Origin of the sequence: Fervidicella metallireducens AeB (genome assembly GCF_000601455.1) — a bacterium.
Classification (GTDB): Bacteria; Bacillota; Clostridia; order Clostridiales; family Caloramatoraceae; genus Fervidicella; species Fervidicella metallireducens.
Genome location: NZ_AZQP01000003.1, coordinates 82,541 through 109,527 on the forward strand (window position 1 = coordinate 82,541; position 26,987 = coordinate 109,527).

The 26,987-nt window shown below is 33.7% G+C and carries 19 protein-coding genes and 2 pseudogenes; 3 read left to right on the forward strand and 18 right to left on the reverse strand.

Going from position 1 to position 26,987, the window contains the following annotated elements; all coding sequences use genetic code 11:
- Positions 1-105: 105 nt before the first annotated feature.
- Together Q428_RS01800 and Q428_RS01805 are read right to left on the reverse strand one after the other, a co-directional pair.
- Positions 106-981, reverse strand: a complete 876-nt coding sequence (locus Q428_RS01800; protein ID WP_035377626.1) for a DNA-3-methyladenine glycosylase family protein — start codon at positions 979-981, stop codon at positions 106-108.
- 17 nt (positions 982-998) lie between these two features.
- Complete coding sequence (locus Q428_RS01805) at positions 999-1,853, reverse strand: Asp23/Gls24 family envelope stress response protein (RefSeq protein WP_035377628.1); 855 nt, start codon at positions 1,851-1,853, stop codon at positions 999-1,001.
- Positions 1,854-2,070: 217 nt separating this feature from the next.
- On the opposite strand from Q428_RS01805, the gene trxA reads away from it, so the two are divergent.
- Together trxA and Q428_RS01815 are read left to right on the forward strand one after the other, a co-directional pair.
- Positions 2,071-2,394, forward strand: coding sequence for a thioredoxin (gene trxA / locus Q428_RS01810; RefSeq protein ID WP_035377629.1), 324 nt, complete (start codon positions 2,071-2,073; stop codon positions 2,392-2,394).
- Positions 2,394-3,245 (forward strand): NAD(P)/FAD-dependent oxidoreductase, encoded by an 852-nt coding sequence (locus Q428_RS01815; RefSeq protein WP_035377631.1) that lies wholly within the window; start codon positions 2,394-2,396, stop codon positions 3,243-3,245. The genes trxA and Q428_RS01815 overlap by 1 nt, the downstream gene beginning before the upstream one ends.
- 11 nt (positions 3,246-3,256) lie before the next feature.
- On the opposite strand, the gene Q428_RS01820 is transcribed toward Q428_RS01815, so the two are convergent.
- From Q428_RS01820 to Q428_RS01880, 14 genes and pseudogenes are all read right to left on the reverse strand, one after another.
- Entirely contained in the window at positions 3,257-5,131 is a 1,875-nt protein-coding gene (locus tag Q428_RS01820) for a glycosyl hydrolase family 18 protein (RefSeq protein WP_035377633.1), read from the reverse strand.
- A 179-nt stretch (positions 5,132-5,310) separates the two neighbouring features.
- Positions 5,311-5,442 (reverse strand): hypothetical protein, encoded by a 132-nt coding sequence (locus Q428_RS16240; RefSeq protein WP_278244853.1) that lies wholly within the window; start codon positions 5,440-5,442, stop codon positions 5,311-5,313.
- A 235-nt stretch (positions 5,443-5,677) separates the two neighbouring features.
- Complete coding sequence (locus Q428_RS01825) at positions 5,678-7,270, reverse strand: N-acyl-D-amino-acid deacylase family protein (RefSeq protein WP_035377636.1); 1,593 nt, start codon at positions 7,268-7,270, stop codon at positions 5,678-5,680.
- A 45-nt stretch (positions 7,271-7,315) separates the two neighbouring features.
- Positions 7,316-8,788: a sodium:solute symporter family protein gene (locus Q428_RS01830; RefSeq protein ID WP_035377638.1), complete on the reverse strand. Its 1,473-nt coding sequence runs from the start codon at positions 8,786-8,788 to the stop codon at positions 7,316-7,318.
- Between the two features lie 23 nt (positions 8,789-8,811).
- Positions 8,812-9,994: pseudogene (locus Q428_RS01835) on the reverse strand (YgeY family selenium metabolism-linked hydrolase).
- An 18-nt stretch (positions 9,995-10,012) separates the two neighbouring features.
- Positions 10,013-11,233 carry a diaminopropionate ammonia-lyase gene (dpaL, locus tag Q428_RS01840; protein WP_035377640.1) on the reverse strand — a complete coding sequence of 407 codons (1,221 nt, stop codon included), beginning with the start codon at positions 11,231-11,233 and terminating at the stop codon, positions 10,013-10,015.
- A gap of 308 nt (positions 11,234-11,541) precedes the next feature.
- Positions 11,542-13,296, reverse strand: a complete 1,755-nt coding sequence (locus tag Q428_RS01845; RefSeq protein WP_035377642.1) for a sigma-54 interaction domain-containing protein — start codon at positions 13,294-13,296, stop codon at positions 11,542-11,544.
- A gap of 805 nt (positions 13,297-14,101) precedes the next feature.
- Positions 14,102-14,992 (reverse strand): phosphatidylserine decarboxylase, encoded by an 891-nt coding sequence (locus Q428_RS01850; RefSeq protein WP_035377645.1) that lies wholly within the window; start codon positions 14,990-14,992, stop codon positions 14,102-14,104.
- A 230-nt stretch (positions 14,993-15,222) separates the two neighbouring features.
- On the reverse strand, positions 15,223-16,071 hold the full coding sequence (locus Q428_RS01855) for a 3-hydroxybutyryl-CoA dehydrogenase (protein ID WP_035377647.1): 849 nt from the start codon (positions 16,069-16,071) through the stop codon (positions 15,223-15,225).
- A gap of 86 nt (positions 16,072-16,157) precedes the next feature.
- A complete protein-coding gene (locus tag Q428_RS01860; RefSeq protein WP_035377649.1) occupies positions 16,158-17,171 on the reverse strand; it encodes an electron transfer flavoprotein subunit alpha/FixB family protein in 1,014 nt (337 codons plus the stop codon).
- Between the two features lie 18 nt (positions 17,172-17,189).
- Positions 17,190-17,969 carry an electron transfer flavoprotein subunit beta/FixA family protein gene (locus Q428_RS01865; protein ID WP_035377650.1) on the reverse strand — a complete coding sequence of 260 codons (780 nt, stop codon included), beginning with the start codon at positions 17,967-17,969 and terminating at the stop codon, positions 17,190-17,192.
- Between the two features lie 14 nt (positions 17,970-17,983).
- Positions 17,984-19,123, reverse strand: a complete 1,140-nt coding sequence (locus Q428_RS01870) for an acyl-CoA dehydrogenase (protein WP_035377653.1) — start codon at positions 19,121-19,123, stop codon at positions 17,984-17,986.
- Positions 19,124-19,134: 11 nt separating this feature from the next.
- Positions 19,135-19,913, reverse strand: a pseudogene (locus Q428_RS01875) (short-chain-enoyl-CoA hydratase).
- Between the two features lie 511 nt (positions 19,914-20,424).
- Positions 20,425-21,069: a redox-sensing transcriptional repressor Rex gene (locus Q428_RS01880; RefSeq protein WP_035377655.1), complete on the reverse strand. Its 645-nt coding sequence runs from the start codon at positions 21,067-21,069 to the stop codon at positions 20,425-20,427.
- Between the two features lie 228 nt (positions 21,070-21,297).
- Here Q428_RS01880 and abc-f point away from each other — a divergent pair, with 228 nt between their 5' ends.
- Positions 21,298-23,220, forward strand: a complete 1,923-nt coding sequence (gene abc-f / locus Q428_RS01885) for a ribosomal protection-like ABC-F family protein (protein ID WP_035377657.1) — start codon at positions 21,298-21,300, stop codon at positions 23,218-23,220.
- A gap of 53 nt (positions 23,221-23,273) precedes the next feature.
- Here the strand turns inward: abc-f and Q428_RS01890 are convergent, their stop codons facing one another.
- Together Q428_RS01890 and tsaD are read right to left on the reverse strand one after the other, a co-directional pair.
- Positions 23,274-25,505, reverse strand: coding sequence for an ATP-binding protein (locus tag Q428_RS01890; protein ID WP_035377659.1), 2,232 nt, complete (start codon positions 25,503-25,505; stop codon positions 23,274-23,276).
- Positions 25,506-25,961: 456 nt separating this feature from the next.
- Positions 25,962-26,984 (reverse strand): tRNA (adenosine(37)-N6)-threonylcarbamoyltransferase complex transferase subunit TsaD, encoded by a 1,023-nt coding sequence (gene tsaD, locus Q428_RS01895; protein ID WP_035377661.1) that lies wholly within the window; start codon positions 26,982-26,984, stop codon positions 25,962-25,964.
- Between the last annotated feature and the right edge of the window lie 3 nt (positions 26,985-26,987).

Sequence of the window (26,987 nt, forward strand, 5' to 3'; positions counted from 1 at the left end):
TTAGTCATTATTAGAAATATTAAACATTTAATGAAATATTTAATAAAAGCAAAATCCTTTGGCGATGATATAAAAATCGACAAAGGATTACAACGTTTTTCTATTTTATTCTAATTTACCCTTTAACTCTCTGACATAATAAAAAAGATATTGCTGAGCAAAACCTGCATACTCCCCAAAGGTATTTCTCCCATATTCCCTTATTTTTGCCAGGTTCACATCTGGAGCTAAATAAAAATGCTGCATGACTCTCTTTACCCAGACATCAACTGGAAAAGCATCATGTTTTCCCATAGAAAAAAGCAAAATACAATCAGCTACCTTAGGACCTATTCCCTTTAAATTCATAAGTTCTTTTTGTGCCTTATCTGTTGGCATGGTTTTAATCTCATTTAGATTAACATTTCCATCAAGTATCTGCCTTGTTGTTTCAACAATATATTCAGCCCTGAACCCACATCCGCAATTCTTTAAATCATCAACTGTAGCATTTTTAAGTTCTTCAGGACTTGGAAAGGTATAATAAATTTTGTTGTCAAGCAGTATTTCTTCACCAAATCTTTTACTTATATTTTCCACTGCTCTTTTTATCATTGGTATTCTGTTATTTGCAGAAATTATAAAGGATATAATAGTTTCAAATATTTCCTGGTTTAATATCCTTATTCCTTCTCCGTGCTTTATTGCCTCCATTAATATTTTATCCTTAGAGAGAACCTCCTTAATTTTTTTATAATCCCTGTTTAGATCTAAGTAGCTTATCCAAAAATCTGCATCTTCAAATTTCCCACCATGTATATATATATCTTCGTGTTTTTTTGAAATTCTTACTGCCTTTTTTGATGCAACTCCTATATAACTTCCATCTGGTTCCTCATTCCATCTAAAACATTGCCCACAGTCAAATATATGTTTTAATTCAAAATCTCTTACATCCTTTAACACTATTCCTTTTTCATATTTCACAACTTCTTTATACATATCTTCACCTCAAAATATCACTTGCTAAATAGAAAAGCTAATGCATCTATCCCACTTGTTTTATTTAAATCTATATCTTTAACAGAAATATTTACTTCCAATATATTAATATTTGTCATGTACTCTAGGTTATCCTTTACCCTTTTAGCCGCAGATGCACATATTTTATATAACAAATCACAGATCATCAATGTAACTTCAACCGTTACAATTGTTCCATTTTCTTTATTTTCTATACCTACACCATGTACCTTGGCTACCCCTTCAACTTCCAATGCAGAAATCATAGCTATTTTTTTAATAACCGATGGTGTTATGTCATATTTTCCAAGATAACTGAAGGTAGGACGAACAACTGTTTTTTCATAAGTTTCAAACTCCTTATTGTTTTTAAAAACCAAATGCCTGATTGAATCAAGAACGTAACCAGAAAATTGCTTTTTAACTTCAAAGGTTGGAACAGGAATAACATGCTTTCCCTTTTGCTTTCTTGCTTTTTTTGCAGCTTCTATCTCTTCATATGAAGATACATCTTCAATCCTGATTAAATTATAGCTATTTCCAAGTTTTAAATTCTTCATTATATTATGTATCATATTTTCAGATGTACCTATAATAAGGAGCTTATCTGGATTATGCTGTTTTAATGCATTAAGAACCTCAAGTCTATGCTGTTCATTAAGAAATATAGCCCTTTTTACGGCAGCTATTTTTGTGTTTTCTCTCTTAGCTGACACACCTGCTAAAATCTTATTTCCCATAATTAAAATACCGTCATCTATAATATACTGAATGTTATAGATGCCTGCAACGTTAAGGGCTTTATAACTCTTTCCCGTTCCACTTCTCCCCACTAATGCAAATATTTCCATTTAAACTCCTCCATTGTATTTCTTATTTTAATTATACCCAATATTATATTAGTTGTAACGGCTATTAATCTTAAAAATAATTTCAACTTTTTTGAAAAAATCAATGTAATTTCCTAAATTCATATTGACTTTTTTCTATATGAGTAATATTATAATATTAGATATACCCCATAAGGGTATGTTATATGTTAAGAATTTTATTTAGGAGGTATATATTATGGCAAAACATGTTACTGATTTAACCTTTAAAGAGGAAGTTATTAATTCTGATATACCAGTTTTAGTGGATTTTTGGGCAACTTGGTGTGGTCCTTGCAAAATGCTTGCACCAGTAATTGAAGAGGTTTCTAAAAATCTTGAAGGCCAGGTTAAGGTTGTAAAAATTGATGTTGATGAGAACCCACAGGTTGCTGGAAGCTACGGTATCAGCAGCATACCAACTATGATATTATTTAAGGATGGAGCTCCTGTTGGAAAGATGGTAGGATTTAGACCTGCTGATCAAATTGAATCAGCAATAAAGGGAGCTTTAGGTCTATAATGTACGATATTGCAATCATTGGAAAAGGTCCAGCGGGGATTTCCGCCGCAATAAATGCATTTGCTAGAAATAAAAGTGTTATCTTATTTGGTTCTGACAGCAAAAAGGTTATCCTTTCTCCATCCATCCCTAATTATCCCGGTCTTCCAGATATAAAGGGAGTTGACTTTGCCAAGCGATTAGAGGATCATCTTTCTTCTACGAATGTTGAAACTTCAAGTAAAAAGGTAAATGCCATTTATTCAATGGGAAATTACTTCTCTATTCAGGCAGAAAAGGATGTTTATGAAGCTGAAACTGTAATTTTAGCAACTGGAGTTGATTTTAAAAAGTCAATTGAAGGAGAAGACTCATTTCTTGGCATGGGAGTAAGTTACTGTGCAACTTGTGATGCCCCTTTGTATAAGGGGAAAATAACCACTGTAATTGGATATAATGAAGAATCCTATAAAGAAGCTGATTTTCTATCAGAAATCTGCACTAAGGTCTACTTTGTACCTGTATTTAAAATGGAGTATAATTTTAACTCTAACGTAGAAATCATTAATGATACTCCTCTAAGATTTGAAGGTTCAATGAAGGCTGATAGGCTTGTTATGAAAAACAGTGAGATTTTAGCTGATGGTTTCTTTGTTATTAAGGACAGTTATCCCGTATCTTCATTGGTTCCTGGTCTTGAAGTTGATGGGCCCCATGTTGTTGTTAACCGCAGTATGGAAACAAATATAAAGGGACTATATGCTGCAGGCGATATAACTGGTAGACCATATCAAATTGCAAAGGCAGTTGGCGAAGGTCAAATAGCTGTTTTAAGTGCCTGTGATTATCTAGATAAAAAAGCTAGCCAATAAATATGGCTAGCTTACTTCATTTTTTGCTTTATTACAGAAAGTATAGCTTCAGTAGGTTTCCAATATAGGCTCCATGCTGCTGCTCCTGCAAGATCATATTCATTTATTAAATCCATTCTCCATGCCATTGAATCCTCGTTTTCAATCCATACCTTATGCAAAAGTCCATCAATAGGATACACATAGGCTCCTATACTTTGACGTGCATTCTCATCATAAAGAAGAGTTCCTATATTGTTTATAATTCTTTTACTTACATCCAGGGAACTAAGGGCTTTGTTGTTGATTACAAAGGACTTGCTTGTATTTGCTTTTACCAATGCAGAATCAGCAACCGGTACATATCCTGTAATTCCAAAACAGTCTACCTTATAGCTTTTTTTGTCTGATGATAACCCTAAATATTTAAACTGTTCATCTGGCAGACAATCTTTAAAAACCTTATTTGAACTAAGTTTCTCATCGTAGTATATTTTACTTTTTTTCAGGTATACAACGGTGTCAAACTGGGGATTGATAACTTCAACTACACCGAAATCCCTCATATAAAACGGAACAGCAAGTACTAATTTTTCCTTCTTAACACCCTGCTTTAAAAACATATCAATACCTTCTTTAACCCAAGTGTAGGATCCTACTGAACCTGGGGTTTTTGAGCCTGAATAATGCTCGTCATAGGCCATATAAATAACGTAATCCACATAATCCTGAATTACCGGAGCATTAAACCAAAGACTCCAGCTGTAGGGCTTCATAACGTCTACAGAAACACTTAAACCTTCCTTCTTAAGTCTTTCAGATAAATCCTTTACAAAGGCAGTAAACCCCTCCTTATTTACACTTCCTAACCCTTCAAAATCTATGTTAATTCCATCAACATTATATTTTAGCGCGTTTTGAACTGTTTCCTCAATGATTCTTGCCCTGATAGATGGTGTTTTAAACATATATGAGGCTCTTTCCTTTGTCATCTCAGCAAATCTCGCCCATACCTCATATCCGTTTCTATGGGCAATTTTAGTATATTCTATATCAGCTAAATCTAAAAATTTAGGTGCAGCATAATCCCCTGTTACACCGAACCAGGTTGGAGATAATACATCAAAACCTGTGTCAACTGAGCTCCTATTTACATAATCAGTAGACTCATCATAATTAAACTTATTTCCATTTTTAGTATTTGTATAATCCCAGGCAATGGTTACCTTATTCTTTGGGATTGTGTTTAAAGCTGTAGCCTTTGATTTAGGTAAGAATCCTGTTATTCTTCCTATTTTTATTTTATAAAATCCATCAATTTCTTCTAAAACTTTGTATTTTTTCCCCTTAACTGCATACCTTTCATCTTCTTTCCCGCTGATATCTAAAAGAAGAGGTGTATCTTCGTTCACTTCTATATACTTTTCCTTTAAATCAGAATTCTCTACCGCATCTTTTACTTCTTCTGATTGTTCTATTTGTGTTTCATCATTTTTAGGTATTTCTGGACTATCTGTACTCTTTATGTCATTACCTGTATTTTCCTGTTTTGTTGAAGATGCAGTGTTTTTTGAATTTCCAGTGGTTTGAACAACTTTGCTACTTGTTGTGTTTTGTGTTTTGCTATTTGTAACTGTAAGTGTTTTTGTATATTGTGATAAAATATATCCCTTAGATGTTTTTAAATATGACCCACTTTTCCCAATTATATCGACAATATTTCCTTTGTTGTAATAGCCTATAATTTTAGCTGTGGATGATGCCTTCTGTCTTATATTCAGTTTTTTTGCAGTTACAGTTACTTTATATGGTTTAAAAGTCTGCTGCTTTGCAAAGGTCACTAGCGATATCAGAGACAATAGAAATATTGTCATTAATATTATTACTAAACTTCTTTTAGCTTTCATAGTACTCATCCCCCCTGTAATAAATTGTAACATATCAAAACTCTCTCTTCCAGTTTAGACACAAAAAAACAAAAAATGTTCCTCAAGCTTAAAGCCTAAAGGAACATGTACTTACAATTTTGATAAAAAACAGATATTTCTACCCTTTAAAGTTTTCTAAAAAATTTACTTCTTCTCATTTAATTTACAGTTAAAGCATTTGCTTCGACTATTTCTTTGTAGTGTTTTGTATTGAGCTTTATTTTTTCAATTCTAAGTCTTGATTCGATAAATTCTAATATTTCTTTAGTTTTAATGTTTCTTATTAACATCCTTCTATCATTTCTGTATTCTGTTCCTTCTTTAAAAATTCAACTTCCTCTTTAAAAACCTTGTATGTGCATTTATATACTAATTACATAGGCTTTCGCTGGCTTTTTTAGGATTTTTGCTGAACTTAACCATAATAGAAACATATTTCTTCATATGATTGCCCCAAACATTTTTGCGTACCCAAAAAACCTCCTATTGTATATACTCTACCATAGGAGGTTTTTTCATATTATTTTATCTCTTTTTGAATCTTAGAACTTTACCAGCTTTCTGACGTTGTGGTTTACCTTCATTGATTAAAATCTTACCATTTACTAATACATATTCAATTCCTAATGGATATTGAGTTGGATTTGTATAATCGGCTGTATCTTGTATCTTTTCTGGATCAAATATTACTATATCAGCTGCTAGTCCTTCTTTTAATATACCCCTGTCTGTTAATCCAAGTACATCAGCAGCTTTTCCTGTCATTTTGTGAATTGCTGTTTCTAATGTAAATGCCTTTTCTTCCCTTACATATTTACTCAATACTCTTGGAAATGCCCCATATAGTCTTGGATGAGGCTTTCCCCCCATGATCCCATCTGTACAAACATTATGCTCTGGACGGCTCATTATTAATTTTACGTGCTCTTCTGTACCATAAAAATCTACTAATCCTACTATATTTTCTTCCTCCATGATTACATCAAATATTGCATTTAAAGGATCTTTACCTTTAATCTCTCCAACTTCAACAAGGTTTTTACCAACTAAAGCCTGATTCCTTTCTGAGCCAACGAATGTAACAAATATTCCTTCAAGTCCTGCGAATTTAACAAAGTTATCCCATCCTGGAATGCCATTTTCAATATCTTCTATCATCTTTTCTCTTAATTTGGGGTCCTTTAATCTTTCAATTAATTTATCTGTCCCCCCATCATGTACCCAAGGTGGAAGTATAACACTCATCATTGTACTTCCTGCTACATAGGGATATTGGTCAAAAGATACTGTCATTCCCTCTTCCTTAGCCTTATCAAGCCTATCCAAAACCTTAGGGAATTTGTCCCAATTGTTTCTACCACAAACTTTAAAATGTGAGAAGTGCACTTTACATCCACTTTCTTTCCCTATTGTTAATATTTCTTCCATTGAATCTAGTATTGAATCAGCTTCACTTCTTTGATGTGTTACAAATACACCTCCTTTTTCATGTATAACCTTTCCTAACTCTATGAATTCCTGAATTTCAGCATAGCAACATGGTGGATAAATCATACCTGTCGACATACCGAATGCACCTTCATCTATTGCTTTAGCAAGATTCTTTTGCATTAATCTTATTTCTTTTTCAGTTGGCTTTCTATTATCCAATCCCATAGATACCATTCTTATATTTCCATGTGGTGCAAGGTATGCAATATTGGGACCTAACTCTAATGTTTCGATTAATTTTAGATAATCTGCTACACTTCTCCAAGTCCACTCTATTTGATATTCTCCCTCCAGGCCTTTCATAGCTTTAATCCATGGTGATAAAGTCTCCTCAGTAACAGGAGCTGGTCCCATACCATCTTGAGCTACTAATTCTGTAGTAATACCTTGGCAAATCTTCGGTGTTAAGAAAGGATCTTGAAATAAAAGCATACTTGAATGACTGTGAGTATCTATAAAACCTGGTGAAACTACTTTCCCAGCTGCATCGATAACTTTTTCATAGCCATCTTTACATATATCACCTATTTTAACTATTACATCATTTTCAATTGCTATATCTGCTTTGAATCTTTCTTTTCCTGTACCATCAACTACTATACCATTTTTTATTAACAATTTTGCCATATAATATCCCCTCCCTGAAATTTATTATAATATACCTCATAAATTCTATTTAAAATCTAATTCCTTTGCAGGCTTAATACCCAGTTTTCTATCTAGTGCTGATACTATAAATATGACCGCAAATGCTATAATACCACCTGGAACCATTGCACTTAAACCCCAAGGTGTTTTAAAAACATAAATCCATACAGCAGCTACTAAAGTACCAGCAACAATTGATATGAATCCTGCTCTTTGTGTAACGTTTTTATAGAAGATACCACATATAAAAGCCGCAAAAGGTCCTGCACTTCTTAATGCAAAAGCTCCCATCATAACACTAATGATGTTTGAAGCTGTTAAAGCAACTCCAAGTCCTACAATCCCGACTATTACCATTGTTGCACGAGAAACCCAAACCTCTTTATTTTCATCCTTAACACCTTTATTTATATAAGGAGTAAAAATATCGTTGGTAAACATTGTAGCAGTACCTATCATATTACCTGAAGCACTACTCATAGTTGCTGCCACAATAGCCGCAAGAACTATACCTGAAACCCAAGCAGGAGCAAAAGTCAATGTTGATTGTGCTAGAGCATTTTTCTGAATACCACCTGCTGCAAATCCATCAATACATGTATAAGCTACTAGCCCTATGATAGCAGGAACTATAGCATAAGCGGCAGATATAATACCAGCTATAAGAGAACCTAATTTCGCAGACATTCCATCCTTTGCAGAACAGTAAGTTTGTACTATTTCCTGTCCTGTTGGGAAGGTCATGAAATACATAGCAATATATCCTATTATTGTTGGAAGTCCCACCTTAGTCATGCTAGTAAGATTTAGATTTTCACCAGAATTGTTAGTAATTGTCTTCGCCTTTTCAAATAACGCTGAGAAACCTCCAACAGCACTATTGTTAACAATTATAAGCATAGCTATAGCCATTCCAAGGGTTATAAATAAAACGTGCATAATGTTTGTTGCTGTAACAGAAGTGAAACCTCCTACCATGGTGTAGAGAATAACAACCACTGTCGTAATTATTGCTGCTGTCTTAAATTGAAGTCCAGTAACAACGTTAATTATTGAAGCAGTAGCTATTATCTGCGCACCTGTAGCCATAAACAAAGCAGTAATAGAAGTAATTGCTGTAAAAATATGTGATGACTTACCATATCTTTTACGTATTATCTCAGGAACAGTATTAGCTTGTGTTTTTCTGAAATAAGGAGCAATAAACGAAACTAAAACGAAGCCTATACCTGCTGCAATAACGTACCAGCTTGCAGATAACCCATACTTATAAACATTAGTTGCCACTCCTGTGGTACTTGCCCCACCTGTGTTAGCTGCAAAGAGTGTACCTGCAAGAACTATAGGTCCTAGGGATTTGCCTGCCATTAGGAAATCATCGTTACTTTGCTTTTCTTTCTTACTCTTTTTATGATTTGATACAACGAGACCAATGACAACTGTTGCTGCCATATATAATAGTATTATTACCAATGCCGTTATTTGTGTACTGTTCATAATAATTCCCCCTATTTTTATTTTTATTTAAGTAGTGCCTTCATAACCCCATAATAACACTGAGTTACTGAGGTTAACTGTTCAATTTCAATGTACTCATTTATTGTATGTGCAAGATTTTCTTTTGAAGGTCCTATACCAAGAGTCTTAATATTAGCCTCTCCTGCATAGTGACTTCCATTAGTGCAGAAATTATATTGAGTAATGGATGGATTAAAGCCCATAGCTTTTATTTCTTCATAAACAGCTTGAACAAATTCTTCCTTTTCATCATAGAGCCATCCAGGGAAAAATCTCTCCCCCTCAATTACATTACCGGTATAACAAATTTCTTTTCCTACTGAATATGAAGCCTTAACCCTAAGCTGTGGATCCTTTTTCATCATCCCTTCGAGAAGCTCTGTTATAGGTGCCAATACACTTTCCTTTGTTTCTCCTACCAAAAGTCTTCTGTCATAAGTAGCTCTACAATACTCAGGCACTACTGAAGCTCCAGGATAAGGCCACGACTTGACATCTGTAAGCTCTAAAATACCATCACCTAATATCTCATGGTGTGTTGGTTTTAAGGTTCTTATTGCTTCAATTACCTGAGCCATCTTATATACTGCATTGATGCCCTTTTCTGGATTTGCTGAATGGCAAGGTTTTCCAAAAGTTTCGATTATTATTTCTCCCCTGCCCCTTTGTCCGATTTTAATGTTAAGCTGAGAGGCTTCGCCTATAATCACATAATCAGGCTTTACTTTTTCACTTATAGCCCTTGCAGCAACACCCTCAAAGCATTCCTCATGAACCACACCTGCTACATAAATATCTCCAGCAAATTCTCTATTGCAGTCCTCTGCGAAATTTGCTGCAGCACAAACCATTGCAGCCACAGCTCCCTTCATGTCTGAGGCACCTCTTCCATATATTTTCCCATCATGAATCTCTGCTCCGAAGTGGATAAGCCCATTCATCAGGATTTGTTACCGGAACTGTATCTATATGACCGTCAAAAAGTATTTTTTTACCTGGCTTGTTTCCTTTTATATGGCCTATAATGTTTCCGTATCCATCTATTATTACGTCATCGAATCCAAAATCCTGGAAGTTTCTTTTTAATACCTCCGCAACCTTGTTTTCCTGCCCCGAATAGCTCTTAACTCTTATAAGCTCCTGACATAAACTAATCACCTTTTCTTCTCTTTCTTTACTAAGCATTTTCTCACCTCTCAACATTTATTTTTTATCATAGCTTGGATATTTTCCGTTCCAAACAATGTCCCTGTAATTTTCTTTATCTGTATCTCCCTCTGTACTAATAAATAAAACCCTTGAAGTTTCATCAAGCCTAAGTTTTTCCCTCATCCAAGCCAAATTATTGTTGGTCATTATTTCTGCTACACAACCAAATGCAGCAGCTCCACTTTCACCAGAAATAACTCTTTCATCTCCTTTAGGTGGATTCCCTAAAATTCTCATTCCTTCTGCAGCTGTATAGTCCGGACAAGATATAAAATTGTCAGCATATTCCTTTATAATATTCCAAGCTATTGTACATGGCTCTCCACAGGCAAGACCTGCCATTATAGTATCCATATCACCTGTTACGAAACGTAACTTTCCGTCATTGGCTTCTGCTGTTCTGTAAATACAATCAGCTTTATTAGGTTCTACTATGGTTATAATCGGTCTAGCTTCGCCATAAATGGCTGAGAATAAACCTGTGATAGCACAAGCCATGGAACCTACCCCTGCTTGAAGGAAAATATGTGTTGGCTTCTTCTCTCCAAGTCTCTTTAATTGTTCATATGCCTCATAACCCATGGTGCTGTAACCTTGAATAATCCATTTAGGAATATCTTCATAGCCCTCCCAGGCGGTATCCTGAACCATTACCCAGCCCTTTTTCTCAGCCATGCTATTTGCAAAGCGCACCGCTTCGTCATAGTTCATATCAGTTATATACGCTTCTGCTCCTTCTGCAATAATGTTATCTAATCTTTCCTTAGCACTCCCCTTTGGCATATATACCACTGAGTGTTGTTTTAGCTGCTTTGCTGTCCATGCTACTCCTCTTCCATGATTGCCGTCAGTTGCAGTAACAAAAACTATATCCCCAAGTTTTTCTTTAACCTCTTGAGATATTAATCTTTCATACGGCATTTTCGATATACTGCTATTAAGTCTCTTAGCTAAATAATTCCCTATTGCGAAACTTCCACCCAGCACCTTAAAAGCATTCAGCCCAAATCTATAGGATTCATCCTTTACATATATGGCTCCTAAACCCAATTCTTTAGCTAGATTCTTCATGTCTCTTAAAGGTGTCTCAGCATAAACCGGAAAACTTTCATGAAAGCTCTTCACCTCCTTTGCTATATCGATATTAAGAAAACTTAAAGGATAATGTTTCCCTTTTTTGCGTTGAAATTGTACCATCTTAAAGGCTTCCTTCATCAGTCCATCCTCCTTCTATCGTTTACCAGTTGATAAAGTTTTCTCCATATTTTTTACTAATTTAATATAAAGCAATTATTATGCCAAATTTTAAAAATCTACGCTTTACCGAAAATATATTTATATGCTAGTTTAAAAGAGCAGATATTTCAAAGGATATAAATCTAATAAATAAAAGAAGACGTTTATAAGTGTAATTAATAAACGTCTATACTAACCCTAAATTAAATTTATTCTAATAACATATTTTACTTCAATTATTTTTCATTTTTAAAATTGAATATTCATTATGAAAATTCTGAATAATTCTATTTATTAAGCATTTCCTCCAACCTTCTATAAAAGGTAGTTAAACTAATGCCCAGACTCATCGCTGCCCTTCTTTTTCCTTCTGTTGTATCCCCGAAAATACTTAGAGCCTTCTGTATTTCCCTAAACTCAAGCTCCCTAAGAGGTGTTATCATGTTTGAGTTATTATTGATTGCCACACTCTTAGGAATATTCTCAAAAAAATCCATCGGAAGAGTTCTATCATTTAGAATTCCATCACTTTCCATCATATTAACCATAAATTCCACAGTATTTTCCAATTCTCTTACATTACCTCTCCACATATGGTTCTTTAACTTCTCCATAGTACTTCTTTCAATATGGCTAAATGGTTTATTTAGTAAATAGCTGTATCTTTTAACAAAATAACCTGTAAGTTCTTCTATATCATCCCTTCTTTCTCTTAAAGGCTTAATACTAATGGGTATAACATTTAGCCTGTAATACAGGTCTTCTCTAAATTTTTTTGTTCCAATCATAGCTTTAAGATCCTTATTTGTAGCTGCTATAACTCGAACATCTATAGGAATAACCTGATTAGAGCCAATACGAGTAATTGTCCTTTCTTGAAGTACCCTTAACAGCTTAGCCTGAAGGTATATAGGCATATCCCCTATTTCATCTAGAAATATTATGCCCTGATTTGCAAGTTCAAACTTTCCTATTCTTCCCTTTGGATCAGCTCCACTGAAGGCTCCCTTAACATAGCCGAAAAGCTCACTTTCCAGTAACGTTTCGGGAATGGCTGCACAATTGACAGCCACAAATTTCTGGTTCCTTCTTTCACTTTGTTGCCAAATGGCTCTAGCAACCATTTCCTTACCTGTTCCACTTTCTCCTGTAATCAACACCGTGGAATTTGAACCAGCCACCTTCTTTATGTTGCTTTTTAATTTTTTTGTTTCCTCACTACTACCTATAATATTTTTTGCATCTACTGCTTTATGTGTAGCCATCATTTCGTATAGATCAGAGTGTATAGTTTTAACCGTTTTAAAAATAACGATACTGGTATATTGATCATTTCTTAGCCCAAATGGATACACCTCTCCCATGATAAATACCTCTTTATTATCTATTATCATCTTGTATTCCGATGTATTATTAAGTTCATCACCAGTATAAATAATTTGCATAGTTTTACCTTTTAACATGGATATACCTAACTGCTGCTTGGCACTTTCATTACATATTGTTATGATATTACCTTTCCCGAGTATCAATACCCCTTGATTCATATAATCAATTACACTTTCTAAGATAGCTATTATGGATAAGTTATTTTCTCTTTCCTTCAATTCTAAAACCTTTGCAGCAATAAAATATGCTATCTGATTAACAAACTCGAGGTACAGCTTCTCATTTTTTAAAATTAAATCTCTTTGGTCCTTACTACTTCCTACAAGTCCTATAATTCCTATTATTTCTTCATGAATCTTTATTGGCATGGAAATCTCAATAGTTTCCTGACAATTACTGCAATTTGGACAATTAAAACACAAAGGATCCTCTCCAGGATTATAAATAATCTTTGTCTCTCCAGTATTTAAAATATGTCTATAAACATACCCTTCAGAGGACATGTCCTGATTTACATTTCCAGCATAAAGACCCGTACCGGCAATACGATATAATTTTTTATCCACTACTTCTACATCTACTCCCGAAACTTGTGAGATAATATCTGCATATTTCTGAACTATATCTTGAATTGAACATAAATCAAAATTCATATTCTCACCCTTTTTCACATATTTATTACATAATATATCAATACTAACAATTTATTAATTACTAGAAAGCATCATTAAATCTCTCGATATATCTTTAATTTTATCCCTTTTTTATAGGCTTGACTACATCCATCTGTAAATTGTACCTATATATATAAATTATATATATATTAAGTAACTTGTCCCACTTATCCTAACTGATAAATATAATTATTTCTTATATCTATCCTTTATTAACCATTTATTTGCAACTTTTTTACATTATTATTTATGACTTTATTATTGCTATAACTTGTAAAATGACATTACCTTGTTTTTACCTTACTATTCTACTATTCTAGTAATAAGAAAATATCTCTTTTCAAAGCTTATTTTATTATTGATATTTCCTTTGAAAGGAAATGTCATCTATTAGATATTAATTGTGTTTATGTGTACCATCTCATAGTTTGTCAACCACAACTACTATCGATGAAGAGCCTTTTTACTAATTGTTGTCCATGATTAATTTTCTAATATTGGAAACAAAAAGTATAATAGTTAAAATTTTTTAAATAAATAGCCACACCCCATATTAGTAACCCTATGGCTAATAAAATTAATATGATCATCAAACAACCTTCAATTTAATTTACTCATCCACTTTGCTTATGCTTCTTGCCATTACGTGAAAATAGTACCTTGCTTTTTCTGTCTTTCAATCCTTGGCATAATAAAAACATCTCCCTTCATAGTTAAGCTTTTCGTTAGCGTTTCCTTTGAAGGAAGATGTTGTTAACTGGCTGCAGACACCACTTATATGTCCCTATTTATTAACTCCTATTTTTTCACCCATATAAACAAAGGTTTCATATCCCATTTGTGTCTGTTCTAATATATCATCATCTATTATAACTGTATTTTCTTTAAAGAAAAGAATCACTGTTGACGCACCAAATTTAAAATATCCCTTTTCATCTCCTCTTTCAACCTCTTCTTTGGGTTCATACACTTGAACAATTGAACCAACAAAAGTTGCTCCAACCTCTACATAGAGTATATCCCCAAAATTTTTCGAATTAAAAATACTCCATTGTCTCTTATTTTCACAAAACAGCTTTTCTATTTTATCAAGTGCAACAGGATTTACCGAATAATAGAATCCCTTTAAATTATTTGTCTTCTGGCATATTCCATCATCTATAAAATTAAATCTATGATAGTCTGATGGACAAAGTCTAAAAATTAAACAAGTGCCTTTATTATATTTTTCAGCAACATTATAATCACCAATTAATTCCCTTAAGGAATATGTGATATCTTTAACCTGCAAAATCATATCTATGTCTATATTTTGATATGCAAGAACCTTTCCATCACAGGGTGATATAAGAAGCCTATCTTCTTTTTCAATATTTATCTTATCCTTCTTTAGTTTTCTATAGAAAAATTCATTAAAGTTCCTATATCCACCCTCTGGGACTTCAAATCTATCCATATCGATATTAAAATCCCTTATAAATTTCTCTATCTTCTTTCTGCTGACAGACATAGAACAGTAAATGCCGTAAATTCTTGATGCTATTCTTCTCTTAATCAAAAAGTGAAGAAGTCCTGCTCCAACAAGCCTTGAACCATATATCCAATTTATAGCCCAATTACCCGCTACCTTTTCTATCTGATATTTTTTGTTTCCTCTATTATAAAACTTTATCATAATTTTACCTACTACTCCTTATAATCTTACCTTTACACATTATGGTATATATTATTGTAAATATCAATCGTATTTTTACAGGGATTTGGCTATAAAATATATCATAAGTGGTATTGTAAACATATGCGATAAGGCATAAAAAAACATCTCCTCCAAAGTGTGCCTTGTAATTGCTATTCCTTTGATAGGAGATGTTATTTTTATAATAAACAGTACTTATATGTCCCTATTTATTTACTGTAATCGTAAAAACCTTTTCCAGTTTTTCTTCCTAAATATCCTGCTCTTACCATCTTCTTGAGGTATGTATGTGGTCTGTATTTAGGATCACCTGTTTCTTTATATAGATATTCCATTATAGCAAGGTTTACATCATTTCCTATAAAATCAGCTAATTCAAGTGGTCCCATTGGATGGTTAGCTCCTAATTTCATTGCCTTATCTATATCTTCAACTGTTGCAATTCCTTCAGCTAAAATTCCAACTGCTTCGTTTATCATTGGGATTAATATTCTGTTTACTACAAAGCCTGCAGCTTCTTTAACTTCAACTGGTTCTTTTCCAATTGCTGTTGAAATCTCTTTTACCTTGTTATATGTTTCATCTGAAGTAGCTATTCCCCTTATTACTTCAATAAGTTTCATAACAGGTGCTGGATTAAAGAAATGCATACCTATAACCCTGTCTGGTCTCATAGTTGCAGCTGCAATTTCTGTTATTGATAAAGATGATGTATTTGTCGCAAGTATTGTTTCATCTTTACATATTCCATCTAATTTTTTAAATAAATCCTTCTTAATATCCATATTTTCCACTATAGCTTCCACAACCAAATCGCAATCCCTTGCATCCTCTAAATTTGTTGTTTTGCAGATTCTTGACATGATTCCTTCTTTAACTTGTGCATCCATTTTTCCCTTTTCAACTAATTTTGAAAGTCCCTTATTTATTCCGTTGTATCCCTTTTCCACAAATTCTTCTTTGATGTCGCATAGTACTACTTCATAGCCCTTTGAAGCGAAAACCTGAGCAATACCTGAGCCCATTGTTCCAGCTCCTACAACACACATTTTCATAATATAACCCCCTTATATAAATAGTGTTTTAGGGTATTTAGAAAATATTTTCTAAATACCCTATATATATTATTTTTGCTAAGGTCTAATTATATCTCACAGCTGAATTTTTGAGCCTTTATTTCCTTTATCATCTCTGGTATAACCTTATAAAGGTCTCCAACTACAGCTAAGTCAGCAACACTCATAATTGGAGCTGAATCATCCTTATTTATTGCTATTATATAATCACTTTCCTGCATACCTGCCAAATGCTGAATAGCTCCTGAAATACCACATGCTATATAAAGCTTTGGTCTTACAGTTTTTCCAGTCTGACCTACTTGATAATCTTTTTCAACCCAGCCTGAGTCAACAGCAGCACGGGAAGCTCCTACAACTCCGCCTAAAATTTCTGCCAGCTCCTTTATTAATGCAAAGCCTTCCTTGTTTCCAACTCCACGTCCTCCTGAAACTATAACCTCAGCTTCTGTTATATCTATTTTGTCCTTAAGTGATTTAACAATTTTTTCTACCTTTGTTCTTATTTCTTCTTCTTTTAAGTCAGTTGCAACTACTTCAACTTTTCCTGTTCTTTTTTCATCTGCACATGGAACATTGAACACACCTGGTCTTACAGTTGACATTTGTGGTCTATGGTCTGGACATTCAATTGTTGCCATTAAGTTACCACCAAATGCTGGTCTTGTCATCAGCAGATTTCCAGTTTCCTGATCAATATCAAGGGATGTACAATCTGCTGTAAGTCCGGTTTTTAATCTACCAGCAACTCTTGGTCCAAGATCACGACCGATATATGAAGCACCAATGAACATGATTTCCGGTTTTCTTTCGTTAATTAAATCACATAAAACCTTTGCATATGCATCAGTTGTGTAGTTTTTTAGTAACACATTATCAACAAGTATAACTTCATCTGCTCCATGTGAAATCAATGAATTTGTTAAATTCTGAACTTCATATCCTAATAAAACTGCTGTTAATTTTTCTCCTAATTTATCTGCAATTTCTCTTCCTTTTCCAATAAGTTCTAATGAAACTTTTTGTAAGTGTCCATCTCTTTGTTCTGCGAATACCCATACGCCTCTATATTCCTTATTCATTCTAAATCCCTCCTACCGTTATATTAAATGCTTTTCCTTTAATTTTGCTGCAACAAAGGATGCTGCTTCAACTGGAGGCATATCAATCTTTTCACCCTGACCCTTTGGTCCCTTTGTGAAAGATTTCTTAACCTTAGTTGGTGAACCCTTAAGTCCTAAGAGGGATTTATCAACATCAAGGTCATCTGCAGTCATAACTTTGATTTCCTTGTTATATGCAGTAAATATATCTGACATATTCATATATCTTGGATTATTTAATTCTTTTATACACATAAGTACACATGGCATACTTACTCTGATTTTTTCATATCCATCCTCTAAAGCTCTCTTTATCTTAAGCTCCTTGCCTTCTACCTCTACTTCTTCTACGTATGTTACCTGAGGTAAACCAATATGTTCTGCAATTTCCGGTCCTACCTGTGCTGTATCTCCATCGATAGCCTGTCTACCTGCAAAAATAACATCATATCCTATCTTTTCAATTGCCTTTGAAAGTGCAAGTGATGTCGCTAATGTATCTGCTCCTGCAAAGGCTCTGTCTGTAAGTAGAACTGCCTCATCTGCTCCCATAGCTAGAGCTTCTCTTAAAGCTCTTTCAGCCTGTGGTGGTCCCATTGTTATAACTGTAACATGAGCACCCATTTCATCCTTTAATCTTAAAGCCTCTTCAAGGGCATTTTTATCATCTGGATTTATTATACTTGGAACCCCATCTCTTATTAGTGTACCTGTAACTGGGTCTATTTTAACTTCATTTGTATCTGGAACTTGCTTAACACATACTACTATCTTCATATCTGCCACCCCACTTATTTAAGTATATTTGCTGCGATAACCATTTTTTGTACTTCAGATGTACCTTCATAGATCTCAGTTATCTTCGCATCTCTCATCATTCTTTCAACTGGATAATCTCTGGTATATCCATATCCACCAAAGATTTGAACAACCTTAGTTGTAACTTCCATTGCAGTTTCTGATGCAAACAGCTTTGCCATTGCAGCATCTACACTATATGGCAGACCATTTTGTTTCTTCCAAGCTGCCTTATAAACTAATTGTTTTGCAGCCTCTACTCTAGTTGCCATTTCAGCTACATACCATTGTAGACCTTGGAAAGTAGCAATCTGCTTTCCAAATTGTTTTCTTTCTTTCATATATTTAACTGCTTCATCAAGAGCTCCTTCAGCAATTCCTAATGCCTGTGCAGCAATACCTATTCTTCCACCGTCAAGTGTAGCCATTGCTATTGAAAAACCTTTTCCTTCTTTTCCAAGAAGATTTTCCTTTGGCACTTTGCAGTCCTTGAAAATCAATTCAGTAGTTGATGAAGCTCTGATACCCATCTTGTCTTCTTTTTTACCAATTGAAAAACCTTCAAATTCCTTTTCAACAATAAAAGCAGAAATACCTCTAGTTCCCTTACTTCTGTCTGTCATTGCAAATACAACAAAAACATCAGCAGCCCCGCCGTTTGTTATAAAAACTTTACTTCCGTTTAAGATGTAATAATCCCCTTCAAGCTTTGCAACAGTTTGTTGTCCAGCTGCATCTGTTCCAGCGTTTGGCTCTGTTAAACCAAATGCTCCTACTTTTCTTCCACTTAGCAAATCTGGAAGATATTTTTTCTTTTGCTCTTCAGTTCCAAACATATATATTGGAGTACATGCAAGTGAAACATGGGCTGAAAGGATAACAGATGTTGATGCACAAGCCTTTCCTAACTCTTCAACAGCCATGATGTAGCTTATATAATCTCCACCTGCTCCGCCATATTCCTTTGGAAATGGAAGTCCCATCATTCCATATCTAGCCATTTTCTTAACAGTTTCCATTGGAAACTCTTCTGTTTCATCTATTTCAGCTGCAAGAGGTCTAACTTCGTTTTCTACGAACTCTTGAAGCATTTGTTTTACTAATTCCTGTTCCTTTGTTAAAGCGAATTCCATAACTTAACCCCCTATTTATTATTAAAGCCCTCTAGCTTTCTTTTCTCTACAAACGCACCCATGGCATCTTTTTGATCGCTGCTTGCAAAGCATTGTGCAAAAACTTCACATTCATAATTGACAGCAGTATTTATGTCACACTGCATACCCTTATTTATTGCTGCTTTGCATAACTTAACAGCTATTGGAGCATTGTTTGCTATTTTATTTGCCATGTTCATTGTTTCTTCCATAAGCTTATCCTGTGGTACAACTTTATTTACCAGGCCGATTCTCAAAGCTTCTTCTGCTGTAATCATATTGCCTGTATAAATAAGTTCCTTCGCCTTTGGAGCCCCAACTACTCTTGCCAGCCTTTGAGTTCCGCCAAACCCAGGGGTTATTCCAAGAGTCACTTCTGGTTGTCCAAATTTTGCATTCTCTGAAGCTAACCTTATATCACAGCTAAGTGACAGCTCGCATCCTCCGCCAAGGGCGAAACCATTTACCGCTGCAATAACAGGTTTTTCAAGAGATTCAATTTTTCTAAAAACATTGTTTCCTAATTTAGCAAATTCCCTTGCCTCAAATACATTCATATCCTTCATTTCGGAGATATCAGCACCCGCCACAAATGCCTTTTCCCCTTCACCTGTAATAACGAGAACATAAATGTCATTATCCTTTGAAACAATATCAATTGCTTCATCGATTTCTAACAATGTCTTAGAATTTAATGCATTTAATGCTTTGGGTCGAGAGATAGTTAGAATTCAATATGATTGGATTTCTCGAATTTTACATTTTCCATATCATCACCCCTATTGTTAACATTCTAACAATTCACCCGCCAAAAATATTTTTTCTTCCACAATTCCATTATATTATTCACTGAATTTTTTTTCAACTTTTTAATAATTAAATATTCCTAAAATTATCATTATTAATACAAATTTCAACAATTATTTATAAATTTAAAACAAAAATGCAGAGCTTTAGTCTGCATTTTACAGATTGTTGACAAACCTAATTGTTAGTTAAAATATGAAAAAGCCCCATGAAAGGATTTCAAAAAGGCATATTTCATGAGCTTTAGCAATTCTTAGGTTTTCGACTTTGAAAAAGTCCGTAAATCGGCACAGGACGTGCCGAGCTGAGGGGCCATCAGGACGATGGCATCCCGAGGGTAGGACTTTTCAAACAAAGAAAAACTTAGAATTACTTGGCAAAATGAAGGGATGCCCAAGAAATCCTTCATGGGGCTAATCAATATATAATTTTTCAACAGCCCAAAAAATGCAGAACTTTAGTCTGCATTTCAATTAATCTTCAAATAGATTTCTCTCGTTTAATCTATAACTTAAAGTCATCAGACTTTCACTTAAATGTACGTTCTCAATAATAACATCATCAGGCACCTGTAAATCTGTTGGTGCGAAATTCCAAATTCCCTTAATCCCCTTGCTTACTAAAATATCCGCAACAGATTGGGCATGAAGCCTTGGTACACATATGATTGCTATATCCACTTTATTGTTATCAAGATATGAGGATAGTTCATCAACATCCTGAATTTCTATATCTCTTATTTTTATTCCAACAAGTTTTGGATTTTTATCGAAAATAGCCTTTAAATGAAATCCATATTTCTCAAAACTGCTGTAATTTGCAACAGCCTGGCCTATGTTCCCTGCTCCAATTATTATTGTATTATATTGCTTATCAAGGCCAAGTATCTTACTTATTTCATTATGCAACTCTTTTACGTTATACCCATAACCCTGTTGTCCAAAATCTCCAAAGCAATTTAAATCCTGTCTTATTTGTGATGCAGTAAAACCTATCCTGTCTGAAAGTTCCTTTGATGATATTCTATCTATATCGTTTCTCAATAATTCCCCTAAATATCTATGATACTTAGGTAATCTTCGCACAACAGCCATTGAAATTCTTGTATCTTTGCTCATAGGTTCACTCCCTATTCCTTTATTTATCATATGCGATATTATTTTAACAACCAACAGTTAAATTATATATTATATTCTAATACTTTAAAAGAAATATTGCAATTCGTGTATTTTAAACTAATATCATGCTATATCGTTATAAATATCCGATATATATAATTTTTTAAACCTTTATGTTATTATATATATTGATTATAGCAAAAAACTTAGTTTGAGGTGTTACTTATTATGTATGTTCTATCGCTGAATAAAGTTTCAAAGTCCTATGGGACTGATATAATACTTAAAGATATAACCTTTTCAATAAATGAAAATGAAAAAGTAGGTCTTGTAGGTAAAAACGGGGCTGGTAAAACAACGCTTTTTAAAATTTTATGCGGGTTATTAACACCTGATACCGGTGATATATTTATTGCAAAGGAAAAACGCATTGGATATCTGTCACAAAATCTTGATCTTGAGGATGAATTAACTATCTTTCAGGAAACGATGAAGGTTTATTCCCATGTTAAGAGCTTAGAAGCAAGGTTAAGAGAACTTGAAATACTTATGTCCACACCTGAAATGCTGGAAAATGAAGCTGAACATAACAGGCTTCTTAAGGAGTATGGACATGTTCAAGATGAATTCGAAAGGCTGAACGGCTATGGCTGTGAGAGCTTTGCAAAGGGAGTATTAGTTGGTCTTGGAATTAGACCTGAAGATTTTAACAAGGAAATTAAATATCTATCTGGTGGTCAGAAAACAAGGGTGGCTCTATCAAAGTTATTGCTGTCAAACCCGGAAATACTTCTGCTGGATGAGCCTACAAATCACCTTGATCTTGATGCAATTTATTTCCTTGAGGGTTTTTTAAAGGATTATAAAGGAACAGTTATATTGATTTCCCATGATAGATATTTCCTTGATGTTATTACTACTAAAACACTAGAACTTACCCAGGGAATGATAGAGGAATATAACGGAAATTATACTTACTTCATTAATGAAAGGGATAAAAGATATGAACAAAAACTAAAGGAGTATGAGCTTCAGCAGAAAGAAATTGAACGCCTTGAAGAAATAATTGAAAGGTATCGTTCTTTTAACAGGGAAAAAAGTATTAAACAAGCGGAGAGCAAAGAAAAACAGCTTGCAAAAATAGAGCGTATAGATAAACCTGCTGTTGATACTAAAGCAGCCAGGATTAATTTCGAAGTAAAATTCAAAAGCGGTAATGATGTACTTATTGCCGAAAATTTATCAAAGGCATTTGGTGAAAATCTTTTATTTGAAAATCTTTCTTTTATGATAAGGCGTGAAGAAAAGGTTGCCCTGATTGGAGAAAATGGAAAGGGAAAAAGTACGATTTTTAAAATAATCTGCGGCAATCTCTCCCCCGATAGCGGGCTTGTTAAATTAGGAAAGAATGTTTATATTGGTTATTATGATCAAGAGCAAAAAGATTTAAGTCTAAACAAAACAGTTTTAGATGAACTTTGGGATGCTTATCCTGATATGACAGTAACTGAGATAAGAAACTACCTTGCTGCTTTCTTATTCACTGGTGATGACGTTTTTAAAACTATAGATAAATTATCTGGTGGAGAAAGAGCACGACTCTCCCTTTTAAAATTAATGCTTTCAAAGTCCAACTTTCTTCTCCTTGATGAACCTACCAACCACCTGGATATATTATCGAGAGAAGCTTTGGAAAAGGCATTATCTGGATATGAAGGTACTTTGTTTGTTATATCCCATGACAGGTATTTTTTAAACAAAGTTATTAATCGTATCCTTGAACTTGATGAAAATGGTTTGACAGAATACCTTGGAAATTTTCAATATTATTTGGATAAAAAAAATGCATCAGATGATGAAATAGTAATCAATACAACAGGTAAAACTAAAACCGAAATTAAAGAAGAAAGAAAGAAACTTAGAGAATCCCAGGAGAGAAAAAAGCAGATTCAAAGAGATATTAAAAATATTGAAAAAGAAATAGAAGAAACTGAAAATGAAATAAAATATTTAGAAGAGCAAATGTGCTTGGAGGAGGTTTACTCCAACCCTGAAAAGTCATTGGAAATAAATAAGAAAATCCTTGCATCCAAAGAAAAATTGGAAAAACTATTAGAAAGATGGGAAGAGCTTATAGTCCTGGAAGAATAATAATTATAAGGCAGCCACACATTATTTTCAAATTTTGTAGGCTGCCTTTTTTGTTATGCTTCCTTTTTTATTCCTGATGTTACCTCACTTAAAGCGCTTTGGAGTTCTTGTATTGTAAAGGGTTTTTGAATGACCTTATCAATCTTCTTTAAATCTAAAGCCTTAAATTTTCCCATCCAGCCAGTCATAAGAATGAAGGGTACCAATGGTTTTTTATTTTTAAACCTTTCAGCAATCTGCAGACCAGAATAATTGGGCATAGCAAAATCACACATAACACAATCAAAATCTTCATTATCGAATTTCTCAATCGCTTCATTGTCATCAGTTGCATAGACTGCATCATGGGACATAGATTTTAACATTTCTGCAACCGTCTGTGCAACAGCCCTTTGATCATCAATAACCAATATTTTTAACTTATCAATACTTAAAATATCTTTATTTTGTTGACTGCTGATTAAGTTTCCAGCCTTCAGTGGCAATTTTATTATAAATTTTGAGCCCTTTCCAACTTCACTTTCAACCTCAATTGTTCCCTTCATCTGTTTTATGATATTGCAAACTATTGAAAGTCCAAGTCCATTTCCCTTTTCATTTTTAGTGGTAAAAAAAGGTTCAAAAATTCTATCTTTTATTTCTTTTTCAATACCAATACCGCTATCTTTAACTATTATAGTAACATGGTTATCAACGTTAAACGATTTTATACTTATAATTCCTCCATCAACCATAGCATCAACTGCATTTGAGATTAAATTTATAAATATTTCTCTGATTTCAGTGGGAACTCCCTCTACCAATCCGTTGGATTCCAATGACATATTAATATCTATATATTTTTTTGCCAGTTGAGACTCAAAGGTCCATTTTGGTTTTGTTATTTCTACTGCCTGTATAATTGCTCTGTCTTTATCAACAAGTTCCTTGATTTTCTTTCTAGCCTTTGAAAATTCCTGTATCCTTTTTACAATGTTTGTACCATCCTTTGCACTTTCCTCAATCATCTCAACATATCTTAACAACAGGGGGTTATCTATCTCATTTTTTAAAATCTGTATATATCCTAAAACAGGAGTTAAAACATTGTTAAACTCGTGGGCTATCCCACCTGTAAATTCTCCTAATATCTGCATCTTCCTTGATTGGATGAGACTTTCCTGTATTCTTTTATATCTTCTATGTTCCTCTAAAATTTGTATAATGCTTTCACTAATCTTAAATAAAAACTCAGAATTTTCTTCAACTGAAATATATCTGCTATTTGCTGCAAGACACATATATCCATATAAATTGTTGTTAAGTCTTAATGGGATTGCAAGGCTTGTATGAATACCGTATTTCCCATACAATTCCATCAATTCATCATCAAAGTCATCTTTTTTTACTATCAGGTAGTTAACCTTCGATAAAATCTCTTCCTGATTCTTTAGCTTTTTAATTATTCTTTCTATATATGTATTGCTAATTTGATCAGGAATATTGGATTTAATATATTTATGTTCATCATGCTTATTCTCTTTCAGTATTACCACAAAGCCGTAATCTGCATATGAAGCCTTACAAATAGCATTTAAAGAGATTTCGAATATTTCTTCTTCATCTTTTCTATATGAAATCTCCCTTGATAATCTGCTGATAAATTCATAAATCTTCTTTTCTCTTAACACCTTTTCACGTCTTTTTAAAAAGTTATAGACAACAGATACAGACTCAACAGGAGAAAAGACTACTTCTTTATCATTATGAATAAAGACTTCATTGTCACTTTTATACACAAAATTAGGATTTACATGCTTCAGAGCAAATATTGAATCCACACCAAACTTATCAATATTATAACAACATAGTGCACTGATTGGCGAATTGGAAAAAATACTGTTTAAAGCCTTTTCATACTCATATAAACTTTCTACAAGGCCTTGACAAAAGAAGCAATCCCTGTCAGATATAACCGCAACCCCAGAATACCCCTCTTCTAAAGCCTCATTTACTAAGTTAATAACATTTTCATGTCTTATATATGTCCTTTTAGCGATGAAAAAATCAAAAGCAGACTCAAACACAAAAGACTTATTCTCAATGATACTTTTAATATCAAGACCATATTTTTTTAGGTAAAAGTCCAGCTCCATCTGACAGTCATGATCAATAAAATAATAGCATTTTTTTCTGTTTTCCATTGCCCAAAAAATATATTCAGCTATTATGTCATAACCATTGTCGCTTGATGTACAGATCATACTATATCTAAGACCATCCCGAAAAAATTTCCTCACTTCCATACAATTCCCCCTAAAACGACCTTACCTGCATATATTCTACATTTATGTCTAAATTCCTGCTTGTTTGTTTATCTTTGTCAAATTATCTACCTATATGATTATATTCACATTCTACTTTTTTATTCATAAAACTACTAAAATTTTTTTACTATTTTTATGAATTTAACTAAATTAATTTATAAAAAACTTCTAAAGCATATAAGTCTATTAGACTCAAAAATATCTATAAAAAAAGAGCTGCTCATTAGCAACTTAAAATGCTATTGTCACAGCCCTAGATATTAGTCTAAAATATTCACAAAATTATGTTAATATCCACAGTTTCCACAGGATTATCCACAGGTAAATCCCCTTTATTTATATATATTCACAGGATTATTAAACATTATCCACAGATTTTTATCAACAACCCCAATTATTTATGCACAGATTTATTAACAAATTACTAACATAAAATTAATCTCTTTCCCCTATTTTAAGGGATGGTACTGCATTTAAGGAAAATGCAGAGGTTCTTCCCTTAATATATTCATAATATCCACAGCAGGCAATCATAGCAGCATTATCTGTACATAATACTGCTGGTGGATAAAACAGACTTATACCTTCCTTTCTACATTGTTTTACTAATTCCTCCCTGAGAGCCGAGTTTGAAGCAACCCCACCTGCAAGACAAAGCTTATCAGTCTTATTGAATTTTGCAGCTTTAACTGCCTTGTTTACAAGAACCTCAATTACTGCCTGTTGAAAACTGGCTGCAACATCTGCTTTATTTATTTCTTGTCCCTGCATATTCATTTTATTCAGGTAATTCAAAACAGCTGACTTCAGCCCACTGAATGAAAAATCAAAGCTATCATCCTCCAAATACACCTTAGGAAACTCTATTGCAAATTTATTGCCTTCTTTAGCAAGTTTATCTATTAAGGGCCCCCCAGGATACCCTAATCCAATAGCTCTGGCTATTTTATCATAAGCCTCCCCAGCAGCATCATCTCTGGTCCTGCCTAATATTTCATACTCTCCATAATCCTTTACGTATATCAGATGGGTATGCCCACCTGAAACAACAAGACATGTAAAAGGCGGTTCAAGCTCCTTATGAGCTATATAATTAGCACAAATATGTCCCTCAATGTGATTTACACCAATGAAAGGCTTGTTTAGAGACATTGCAATCCCCTTTGCTGCTGATAAACCTACTAATAAAGCCCCAACAAGCCCTGGGCCATATGTAGATGCAACAAGGTTTACATCATTCAGTTTTATGTTAGCTTCCTTAACTGCCTCATTTATTACGTTACTTATAACCTCTACATGTTTTCTTGATGCTACCTCAGGTACCACACCTCCAAACTTTTTATGTATATCAATCTGGGAAGATATTATATTAGATAAAATTTCCCTGCCATTTAAAATAATTGCTGCTGATGTTTCGTCACAGCTTGATTCTATACCAAGTGTTATAATATCATTCATACC

Coding starts and splice junctions, on each gene's coding strand:
- Q428_RS01800 (WP_035377626.1), bottom strand. CDS start 981: ATGTATAAAGAAGTTGTGAAATATGAAAAAGGAATAGTGTTAAAGGAT.
- Q428_RS01805 (WP_035377628.1), bottom strand. CDS start 1,853: ATGGAAATATTTGCATTAGTGGGGAGAAGTGGAACGGGAAAGAGTTAT.
- trxA (WP_035377629.1), top strand. CDS start 2,071: ATGGCAAAACATGTTACTGATTTAACCTTTAAAGAGGAAGTTATTAAT.
- Q428_RS01815 (WP_035377631.1), top strand. CDS start 2,394: ATGTACGATATTGCAATCATTGGAAAAGGTCCAGCGGGGATTTCCGCC.
- Q428_RS01820 (WP_035377633.1), bottom strand. CDS start 5,131: ATGAAAGCTAAAAGAAGTTTAGTAATAATATTAATGACAATATTTCTA.
- Q428_RS16240 (WP_278244853.1), bottom strand. CDS start 5,442: ATGTTAATAAGAAACATTAAAACTAAAGAAATATTAGAATTTATCGAA.
- Q428_RS01825 (WP_035377636.1), bottom strand. CDS start 7,270: ATGGCAAAATTGTTAATAAAAAATGGTATAGTAGTTGATGGTACAGGA.
- Q428_RS01830 (WP_035377638.1), bottom strand. CDS start 8,788: ATGAACAGTACACAAATAACGGCATTGGTAATAATACTATTATATATG.
- dpaL (WP_035377640.1), bottom strand. CDS start 11,233: ATGAAGGAAGCCTTTAAGATGGTACAATTTCAACGCAAAAAAGGGAAA.
- Q428_RS01845 (WP_035377642.1), bottom strand. CDS start 13,296: ATGAATTTTGATTTATGTTCAATTCAAGATATAGTTCAGAAATATGCA.
- Q428_RS01850 (WP_035377645.1), bottom strand. CDS start 14,992: ATGATAAAGTTTTATAATAGAGGAAACAAAAAATATCAGATAGAAAAG.
- Q428_RS01860 (WP_035377649.1), bottom strand. CDS start 17,171: ATGAATAAGGAATATAGAGGCGTATGGGTATTCGCAGAACAAAGAGAT.
- Q428_RS01865 (WP_035377650.1), bottom strand. CDS start 17,969: ATGAAGATAGTAGTATGTGTTAAGCAAGTTCCAGATACAAATGAAGTT.
- Q428_RS01870 (WP_035377653.1), bottom strand. CDS start 19,123: ATGGAATTCGCTTTAACAAAGGAACAGGAATTAGTAAAACAAATGCTT.
- Q428_RS01880 (WP_035377655.1), bottom strand. CDS start 21,069: ATGAGCAAAGATACAAGAATTTCAATGGCTGTTGTGCGAAGATTACCT.
- abc-f (WP_035377657.1), top strand. CDS start 21,298: ATGTATGTTCTATCGCTGAATAAAGTTTCAAAGTCCTATGGGACTGAT.
- Q428_RS01890 (WP_035377659.1), bottom strand. CDS start 25,505: ATGGAAGTGAGGAAATTTTTTCGGGATGGTCTTAGATATAGTATGATC.
- tsaD (WP_035377661.1), bottom strand. CDS start 26,984: ATGAATGATATTATAACACTTGGTATAGAATCAAGCTGTGACGAAACA.